This is a genomic window from Ilumatobacter sp. (assembly GCF_041688325.1).
Taxonomy (GTDB): domain Bacteria; phylum Actinomycetota; class Acidimicrobiia; order Acidimicrobiales; family Ilumatobacteraceae; genus Ilumatobacter_A.
The window spans coordinates 1-8,390 of record NZ_JBDNIJ010000036.1; the positions used below are offsets into that span (position 1 = coordinate 1).

Genomic DNA, 8,390 nt, shown 5'->3' on the forward strand with positions numbered 1-8,390 from the left:
ACGTTCCGGCGCCGCAATCGGATCGGTGCCCATGAAGCCGTACCCGCCTGCATGGCTCAGGAGGTGTCGCATCGTGCAGCCAGGCTGCCCGGCGAATCGCTCGTCGATGACGGTGTCGAGGTCGACGATGCCTTCTTCGACGGCAATGAGCGCTGCCCAGGCCGTCATCGGTTTACTGAGTGAGGCGAGTCGAAACTTCGCGTTGACGTCACCACGAGTGGAGACGACAGAGCCGCCCTGCATGACGCCGGCCGCCACCGTCGGTACCGGCCAGGCCGTACAGAGATCGAGCGCCGTCATTGGTGGCTGCCCGGCCCGATCAGGTGAAGTCTTGGATCAGTTCGGCGACCCGGAATGCCAGGTCGACGCCCTGTCGAGCGTTGAGGCGTGGGTCGCAGACGGTCTCATAGCGGCTATTCAGGTCAGCATCGACCAGCTCGTCGCCGCCGCCGAGGCACTCGGTGACGTTTTCGCCCGTCAGTTCGACGTGGATACCGCCGGGCCAGGTGCCCTCGGCGCGGTGGGCGCGAACAAAGCCGCCGATTTCACGCACGATGTCGTCGAAGTGGCGGGTTTTCCGGCCGCTTGGAGCGGTATAGGTGTTGCCGTGCATCGGGTCGCATGCCCAAACGACGGGGTGGCCGGCGTCGGAGATGGCACGAAGCAGCGGCCGCAGGCCTTCTTCGATGTTGTCGGCGCCCATCCGGGTGATCAGCGTGAGGCGACCGGGGATGCGCGACGGGTTGAGGATCTCGCACAGCTCGATGAGTTCGTCGCCGGTCATCGTCGGGCCGACCTTGCAGCCAATGGGGTTACCGACGCCGCGGAGGAACTCGACGTGAGCGCCGTCGAGTTCGCGGGTGCGTTCGCCGATCCAGAGCATGTGGGCCGAGCAGTCGTACCAGTCACCGGTGATCGAGTCGCGACGGGTGAGGGCTTCTTCGTAGCCAAGGATCAGTGCTTCGTGGGAGGTGAAGACGTCGACTTCGCTGAGGTTTGAGTTGGCCTCAGTCTCGATGCCGCATGCGCGCATGAAGCTGAGGGCACGATCGATCTCGCGGGCGAGCTTGTCGTAGCGCTCTCCTTCGGGGCTCGACGCCACGAACTCTTGGGTCCACGAGTGGACCCGGTTCAGGTCGGCGAATCCGCCTTTGGTGAACGCACGCAGCAGGTTCAGCGTCGAGGCCGACTGATGATAGGCCTGGACCAGACGCTCAGGGTTGGGGGTGCGAGCTGCTTCTGTGGGGGTGGCGTCGTTGACGATGTGGCCACGGAAGGACGGGATCTCGAGGTCGCCAACCATTTCGGTGTCGGACGAGCGCGGCTTGGCAAACTGACCGGCAATCCGGCCGACCTTCACGACCGGGACGCCGACCGAGTAGGTGAGCACGACGGCCATCTGCAAGATGACCCGAAGCTTCTCGCGGATGTTGTCGGCGGAGAACTCTTCGAAGCTTTCAGCGCAATCGCCCGCCTGGAGCAGGAAGGCATTGCCGGCCGCAACCTGTGCGAGCTCGGCCTGCAGTGAACGGGCTTCGCCGGCGAAAACGAGGGGCGGGAGCGTCGAGATTTGCTTCAGCGACGAGTCGAGTGCGCCAAGGTCAGGCCATGACGGCTGTTGTTTGACAGTGCGTTCTTGCCACGATTGCGCCGTCCACGTTCCCCGGGGTTCCATCAGGGCAGGCTATCGAAGCACCTCTACTTGGCACTGCGTGAGTTTGTTGACAAGACAGCCGGTTGACAGGAACCCGAAAACGAGACCGGAGCAGTCGGACAAGTCCAACCGCTCCGGCATTTCAGTTCACTTTTTTTGGCGGAGCTGAGGTTTCGTGTGGCAAGGCAGCCGAGGACGACGATGCCTCTTGGCACCGAGGAGCTCGGACAACGCCGCCAGACGGAAGCTCAGACCGCCAAAATGCGTTCGGCGTCGTCGCGTAGGCCAGCGACTGCTCGGCTGACGAGGCGACGAGCTGCTTCGGCGGTAACGCCAAGCTGCTCGCCAACTTCGCGGAAGCTCTTACGCTCGCCGTCGACGAGTCCAAAACGAGCCTCGACAGCGAAACGCGCACGAGCATCGAGTGTGTGCAGCAGTTCGTCGAGCAACTCGCTGTCGACGAGCGTCATCACGTGATCTTCCGGCGTGCCGTCGCCGTTTGCCATCAGGTCGCCGAGGGTGGCATCGCCATCGTCGCCGACGGTCTTGTCGAGGCTGACTGGGGTGGTCAGGCGATGCAGTTCGGCGTTGGTCTGGTCGAGGGTTTCGCCGTCGCCCGATGCCTGGCGCAAGGCGGCACGGAGGCTGGCCGAACGGTCACCTGGAATGCGGATGAGGCTGGCCTTCTGGTCGAGGGCGCGGCCGATGGCCTGACGGATCCAGAAGGTGGCGTAGGTGGAGAACTTGAAGCCACGACGCCAGTCGAACTTGTCGACGGCGTGCTCAAGGCCCAGGTTGCCCTCCTGGATGAGGTCGAGGAGGTCCATGCCCTGAGGCAGGGGATAACGACGGGCAATCGAGACGACCAGGCGAAGGTTGGAGCGGATGAACCGATCCTTTGCCTTGGCGGCTTCGCGCACCTGGCGCTTGAGGGCGACGCCCTTTTTGCCTGCTTCGAGTTGCTCGGCAGCTTCGCGGCCCGCCTCGATGACGCGCGAGAGTTCGCGCTCGTCTTCGGCGGTGAGCAGTGCCACCTTGCCGATGTCGTTCAAGTAGAGGCCAATGGAATCATTCATGTTGAGTACAACCGTTCAAGTTTCTGGGGGATTCCGATGTCAAATGTGTCGCAAGACACAACACGACAGCCGGCCTGATCAGGGACTTCGTCTGCAGCTCGAAGCTGCTGTGGCGAAGTGATCGGAGCAACGGATGCCGTCTGAGAGGGGTTTCCGTTGGAAACCAGACTCAAACATCGAAACGGGGGGTATATGGGGGAACAACTGACAGTAACAGACGTGTCAACCCCTGACCAAGCAGGTACCGAGTGATTCGCCCTGGAACCGCGTACTCTTGCCCGTCGTGTCCCCAGGAACGCCCAGAGCAGCTGCGAGTTCATCGCCGGCACGCTTGGGACTGTTCGGCGGCACATTCGACCCGCCGCACGTCGGCCACCTTGTCACGGCGGTCAATGTGCTGCATTCGTTGAGGCTTGACCAGGTCATCTTGATGGTCAACAACGTGGCGTGGCAGAAGCAAGGCACTCGGCGGATCACTCCGGCCGCAGACCGCCTTGCAATGGTCGTCGCGGCTGTCGAAGACGTTCCTGGATTGGTGGCGGGACGCACCGAGATCGATCACGGAGGAGACAGCTTCACCGCCGACACGTTGCGGGCGCTCCGTGTCGAACATCCGGATGCCGAGTTGTTCACCATCGTCGGTGATGACGCCGCGGCCGGTCTCCACAGCTGGACGCGTTCCGACGAGGTGGTGGCATCGTCGCACCTGGTGGTGGTCGATCGTCCAGGTGACCCGGTCGATCTGCCTGACGACATCGATTGGATTCGTGTCGAAGTGCCACGTCTCGAAGTATCGAGCACCGATCTTCGTCGCCGATTCAGTGACGGACGACCGCTCGACTACCTGGTCACCGAACCGGTGCTTGATGTGATTGCGCAGCGCGGGCTGTATTCGGGAGCCGACGAATGACCGCCAGCGTTACTCGCCGCCGCCACCGGGCCATGGCCGGTGCCGCCGTCTCATTTGCCCTGGTGCTGGTTGCTGGTGGGCTGACGTTTGTCGGCGCGACGACGATCGCCAACTCGACCGAGGGTGCAGTCGTGCAAGGCGACGTCCGCCCGGTGGTCTTTCTCCCGCAGACCGACAACGCCGCTGTGGCAGTCGTCGACGACGACAATCGGTTGACCGCCCTGATCGTCGCCACGCTCTTGCCTGGCGGCCAGGGCGGGAGCATCGTCACGATTCCGGTCGACGCTGACGCCAGCATCGGCCTCGGCGACGAACGTCGGCCCCTCGCTGGCGTACTCGATCCCGCCGATCCTGATGGGTTCTTCGAGGCTGTCGAAGGGACGCTGGCAATCGTGCTGCAGTTCGGCGAGATTGTTGGGGCTGACCGGCTTGCCGAGTTGATCGAACCCGTCACGCCAGTCTCGGTCGACCTGCCCTTCGTTCCCGGCCTCGCCCAGCTAGCGGATGGCGTGGCGGAATCGCCAGTGCCGTCCACGACGACCGCGACGACCGAGGTCGTGAGCGACGAGCTTGGAGATCTGCTGCAGTCGATTGACTTCGACGTCACCGATGCGGTCGATGTGCTGAGGAGCACGCCGCTCCCTGGAACCAATGCCGATCGGCAGACGAATACGGTTGCCATGTGGTCGGCGCTCGCTGCAGCGACCCCGGTTGATGCCGCTGGCTCCGTTCCCGTCGACGAGTTCGGTATGCCGGTCACATCGTCGACGATCGACGATGTCTTTACTCGCCTGTGGCAGGGGCCGGTGCAGGTCCGGGATCTGGCTGTGGTGTCTGCGCAGTCCTCGACCGATGGCAGCGGGGTCGACGTGTCTGTCCTCGATCGCTTCGATTCGCTGCTGGTCTTCGCTCAGATCTCGCCAGCGCGGGTGTCGAAGCCGAACGTGGGTCTGGTGTTCCGGGTCGAAGTGCCGATCACCGATGCCCAGTTGGATGTCGACAACAGTCCGTTCGTGAACCGCTCCGACGTCGCCCGTTCGGCCGTTGGGCAGTTGCTCTTTCTTCAAGCGAACGTGGCGTCAGTCGATGTGGCGCCAAATCCGGAGGGTGCGCCGACCAAGAGCCGGTTTGAGGTTGCTGACGAAAAGTTTGTTGCTGACCTGAAGAAGTCCTTGTCTCCGGTGTTCGGTGATGCGGAGTACGTGGTGTCTGAGGAATTGATCGCTGGCGTCGATGTCGTGATGACCATCGGTACGGGCTACTTCAACGCCTTCAACGGGGGGGGCTGTTGCGTCGAGTGATGGCGACGCCGATACCGTCGTCGGCGATGGCTGACGAGACACCCAACGCCGAACAGGCGAACGATGATGCCGACGTCACACTGGCGTTGCTGGCAGCACGAACTGCTGACGCAAAGAAGGGCACGGACATCATTGTCCTCGAGGTCGGTGAGGTCCTTGCGATCGCTGGCTACTTCGTGGTGTGCAGTGCATCGAACCCGCGGCTCGTCCGCTCGATCGCTGACGACATCGAACGTGCGGTCAAGCAAGAGCTGGGGCGCCCGCCGATGCGGCAAGAGGGTCGTGCCGAGCAGCAGTGGATCTTGATCGACTACGGCGATGTGATCGTGCACGTCTTCCACGAAGAGCAGCGCGAGTTTTACGAGATCGAACGGCTGTATCTCGACGTTCCGAGGATCGACTGGGAGGTCTGATTTTCAGATACGACGCTCAGTGCCTCGCACTGCGTTGTATCTCTGAATCGTGCCGCTATCGTCACCGGCCGCACAACATTGCGGGGCTTTAGCTCAGTTGGTAGAGCGCTTCCATGGCATGGAAGAGGTCAGGGGTTCAATTCCCCTAAGCTCCACGAAGAACCCCCAGGTCCACGCCCGGGGGTTCTTTACTTTTTCGGTTTCCGAGCTCGCGAGTGGGCTACGGGGTGGGCTACGGCAGTCCGGTCCGGGGAACCGTCTGCACGCGGTCGTGGGGAGCCAGGCCCTTGACGCAGGCCGCTTGGAGTTTGCGGTTTTGCCCGGCCCTGTAGGGGTGCGTTGTGCGATGTCGGAGCCTTGCGGTGCGCAGTTCGCCTCGTCAGGTCGTGTGTGGTCGGCGGGTGGGGTCTGGCATGTCGTGTGTGCCCTCCCACCGTCTTCGCGCACGACATGTCTGGCCCGACCTCCGACGTGACACGATCTGGCGCTGGAGGCTGACTTGAGCGGCGCCTGGACAACCACACCCCGGGCGACCTACCGCACAGCGGTGCTGCCCAACCGGCGCGGAACACGCGGTGAAACGCCGGGTGCGGGGTCGTGTGACGTGTTGTTCGTGCTTCAGCCGCCTCGGAACTCTCTCAGCCGCCCGATCAAGCTCGACTGGCATCACAGCGCCCGATAGCCCACTTCGAGTCGTACTGAAACTGACCGCGTCAGGTCGAACGTTATGGAGCGCCCGGTGCACCCCCAATGATCCTCCCTGCCGGCTATGTGCGGCTCATCGAGGTGCCGGACAGAACATTCTGATCGCCCGCAGGGTCGAACTGTCGGCCACGCGGTGCTTGCGCCGTGTAACCCGGAGCAGCTTCAGCGGGACGACCTGCCAATGTGAGCGGCATACATGATGCCGCTCGCCTGTTTCTGACGAACGGCGTCATTCGTAAATTCATGATGGCTGGCGGTTGGCTCCCGCTCGCCGTGCGGCTTGCCGTTGATCTTGACCTCAGTGCCACGCAGTTGCTGTTGCTGGGCACATCGATGGAAGTGGCGATGCTTCTCGGTGAGATCCCAACTGGCGTCGTCGCCGATGTCTTCAGCCGGAAGTGGTCGGTGGTGATCGGCTCGGCCGAGACCGCCGAGCCCCTGTTGCTGAGACGTGGCCGCCTTGAGTTCGCAGCAACAATTGCGGCCATCTTGCTCTTCGGCTCATTGGCTTGGGTGATTCCGCGAGGAACAAGCGTCATGATCGTCGGCGGCCTCGGAGTTCTCTGGACCCTTTACCTTGCTTACGCAATGCAATAAACCGGCTTCCAGCGGGTCGTGGCGAACCGACGTGAGAGCTTCGTGCGAACGATTTGCCTCGGTGCATCGTTCACATGGACGCACAAGGACTTCGAGTGTTCGGCATCGCTCTCATTCTGATGGGGATGGCCGCTGAAGCACTCGACCGACTCGATGTGCGACGCCTCGAAGACCTGGGCATGTCAGATCAAATCTCGACGGTGCTCGTCGTTGTGGCAGCCGGAGCACTCTTACTCGCACACGTGCCCGTGCTGGCCTTCGTCGCAGTCGTCCTCGTGGTGCAAGGCGGGCTACTCAGCATGACCGCCCCTCTGATCGGCACGTGGACCAACGCCCTCGCCCCGCCCGAGGCGCGCGCCACGGTGCACTCATTCATTGGCCAGACACGATCTCTGGGCGAAATTGCTGGCGGCGTCTCGCTGGGTGCAGTCGCCGCGGCGTATTCATTGCCGGTCGCATGGACAGTCGCAGCCGGACTCCTCGTCTGCGCAGCGTCGATAGCGTGTACTGCGCGCCGCTACTGGGACACACCCGAACAAGCCAAACCATCCCCCATCCTGGGCGTTGCGCCATCACCGAACAGCCCGCCGCCCGATCAATACCGGCAGACACCAAAGCAGTGAAACACCCGCTCATATCTACACATCGGATTCGACGTGTGCGAGCGACATTGCTCGGGCCCAGTGAGGGCGCCGGCGCAACGCTGGGCTCGTACCGTGAACCATACGTCAGGTGCTACCGGTGGTGCTACCATTGGTTCGTATGAGCGTGATCAAGCGATCGGTGTCCCTTGACGATTCGGTGGCCGAGAGAGTGGAGGCTGCCGCAGACGAAGATGGCGTGTCGTTCTCGTCGTGGCTTTCATCGGCGGCAGAGGACACATTGCTGCTTCGCGAGGGTTTGCGTGGCATCCGTGAGTGGGAGGCCGACGCAGGCGAATTGAGTGCGGAGGAACGAGCCGCTGGGGAAGCACTCCTGAATCGGCTGCTGGGTGATGTCTCAGCCAAGAGTGCATGAGTGCCGGCGGACTCACCTACGACACCGGTGCATTGATTGCTGCTGAACGAGACGATCGGCTCATGTGGGCACTGCACCTCGCAGCGCTCGGACGCGGCCACAATCCGACAATTCCAGCAGGAGTGCTGGCCGAGGCGTGGCGCGGTGGACCCCAGCACCGCCTGTCAAGACTGTTGAAGGGTTGCCGGATAGAGGAACTCAGCGAAGACCAGGCGCGCCGCGTCGGAGCGTTGATCGCTCGCAGTGGACTGGACGACATCGTCGATGTCGCTGTCGCTGAGGGCGCCATCCGACGCAACGACGCCGTTGTCACCTCCAATCGGACGCACATCGCACAAGTCGCTGACGCCGCGCGAAAGCGCATCGCAATGCACGACGTGTAGCCCCAGACCCAAGCGCCAACCCGCCCGCTATCAACAGCACACGCCGTCAGCCAAACCCGTCATCAATCAGGCACTTCTTTCGCACACCGAGGCGCCCATAATGTTCGACCGGCTGAGCGTCGAGGGGTGTCCCATACCGCATACTCAAGAACGCGCCGCAACGCACCAGAATCACCAGGCCGGACGCGCCCATAGCGACATCGTCGGAGGTCACCTCAACCCGCTCACTATCCGGCAGACAGGAGCACACCCGGATGCGCCGCCTCTGGCGCACGGTGCGGTTCAACCGTCCGATATCGCTCAGCTCTCGTCGGCTGGCCATTTGCCAAGGGTG

At 62.9% G+C, this 8,390-nt stretch carries 11 protein-coding genes and 1 tRNA gene; 8 read left to right on the forward strand and 4 right to left on the reverse strand.

The features are described from left to right. The 3 genes from ACH2EI_RS02425 to ACH2EI_RS02435 form a co-directional block, all read right to left on the reverse strand. On the reverse strand, positions 1-300 hold a 300-nt coding region (locus tag ACH2EI_RS02425; RefSeq protein ID WP_395159061.1), incomplete at its 3' end, for a serine hydrolase. A 19-nt stretch (positions 301-319) separates the two neighbouring features. After that, on the reverse strand, positions 320-1,675 hold the full coding sequence (locus ACH2EI_RS02430) for a class II 3-deoxy-7-phosphoheptulonate synthase (protein ID WP_395152918.1): 1,356 nt from the start codon (positions 1,673-1,675) through the stop codon (positions 320-322). 227 nt (positions 1,676-1,902) lie between these two features. Beyond that, the gene (locus tag ACH2EI_RS02435; protein ID WP_394933173.1) at positions 1,903-2,730 is read right to left on the reverse strand and encodes an RNA polymerase sigma factor RpoD/SigA; all 828 of its coding nucleotides are present in this window, start codon (positions 2,728-2,730) and stop codon (positions 1,903-1,905) included. A gap of 283 nt (positions 2,731-3,013) precedes the next feature. Between ACH2EI_RS02435 and nadD the strand changes: the two genes are divergently transcribed. From nadD to ACH2EI_RS02475, 8 genes are all read left to right on the forward strand, one after another. After that, entirely contained in the window at positions 3,014-3,640 is a 627-nt protein-coding gene (nadD, locus tag ACH2EI_RS02440; RefSeq protein WP_395152919.1) for a nicotinate-nucleotide adenylyltransferase, read from the forward strand. Next, on the forward strand, positions 3,637-4,941 hold the full coding sequence (locus ACH2EI_RS02445) for a hypothetical protein (protein ID WP_395159063.1): 1,305 nt from the start codon (positions 3,637-3,639) through the stop codon (positions 4,939-4,941). The genes nadD and ACH2EI_RS02445 overlap by 4 nt, the downstream gene beginning before the upstream one ends. A 26-nt stretch (positions 4,942-4,967) precedes the next feature. Next, positions 4,968-5,354, forward strand: coding sequence for a ribosome silencing factor (gene rsfS / locus ACH2EI_RS02450; RefSeq protein ID WP_395152921.1), 387 nt, complete (start codon positions 4,968-4,970; stop codon positions 5,352-5,354). An 82-nt stretch (positions 5,355-5,436) separates the two neighbouring features. Beyond that, a tRNA-Ala gene (locus ACH2EI_RS02455) sits at positions 5,437-5,509 on the forward strand. A gap of 733 nt (positions 5,510-6,242) precedes the next feature. Further along, positions 6,243-6,656, forward strand: coding sequence for a hypothetical protein (locus ACH2EI_RS02460; protein WP_395159065.1), 414 nt, complete (start codon positions 6,243-6,245; stop codon positions 6,654-6,656). A 74-nt stretch (positions 6,657-6,730) separates the two neighbouring features. Further along, positions 6,731-7,279 (forward strand): hypothetical protein, encoded by a 549-nt coding sequence (locus ACH2EI_RS02465; protein ID WP_395159067.1) that lies wholly within the window; start codon positions 6,731-6,733, stop codon positions 7,277-7,279. Between the two features lie 139 nt (positions 7,280-7,418). Beyond that, positions 7,419-7,673, forward strand: a complete 255-nt coding sequence (locus tag ACH2EI_RS02470) for a hypothetical protein (RefSeq protein ID WP_395159069.1) — start codon at positions 7,419-7,421, stop codon at positions 7,671-7,673. After that, a complete protein-coding gene (locus tag ACH2EI_RS02475; RefSeq protein ID WP_395159071.1) occupies positions 7,670-8,056 on the forward strand; it encodes a twitching motility protein PilT in 387 nt (128 codons plus the stop codon). The genes ACH2EI_RS02470 and ACH2EI_RS02475 overlap by 4 nt, the downstream gene beginning before the upstream one ends. A gap of 46 nt (positions 8,057-8,102) precedes the next feature. Here the strand turns inward: ACH2EI_RS02475 and ACH2EI_RS02480 are convergent. After that, positions 8,103-8,390: hypothetical protein (locus tag ACH2EI_RS02480; protein WP_395159073.1), on the reverse strand; the 288-nt coding region annotated here is incomplete at its 5' end.

Coding starts and splice junctions, on each gene's coding strand:
- ACH2EI_RS02430 (WP_395152918.1), bottom strand. CDS start 1,675: ATGGAACCCCGGGGAACGTGGACGGCGCAATCGTGGCAAGAACGCACT.
- ACH2EI_RS02435 (WP_394933173.1), bottom strand. CDS start 2,730: ATGAATGATTCCATTGGCCTCTACTTGAACGACATCGGCAAGGTGGCA.
- ACH2EI_RS02445 (WP_395159063.1), top strand. CDS start 3,637: ATGACCGCCAGCGTTACTCGCCGCCGCCACCGGGCCATGGCCGGTGCC.
- rsfS (WP_395152921.1), top strand. CDS start 4,968: ATGGCTGACGAGACACCCAACGCCGAACAGGCGAACGATGATGCCGAC.
- ACH2EI_RS02465 (WP_395159067.1), top strand. CDS start 6,731: ATGGACGCACAAGGACTTCGAGTGTTCGGCATCGCTCTCATTCTGATG.
- ACH2EI_RS02470 (WP_395159069.1), top strand. CDS start 7,419: ATGAGCGTGATCAAGCGATCGGTGTCCCTTGACGATTCGGTGGCCGAG.
- ACH2EI_RS02475 (WP_395159071.1), top strand. CDS start 7,670: ATGAGTGCCGGCGGACTCACCTACGACACCGGTGCATTGATTGCTGCT.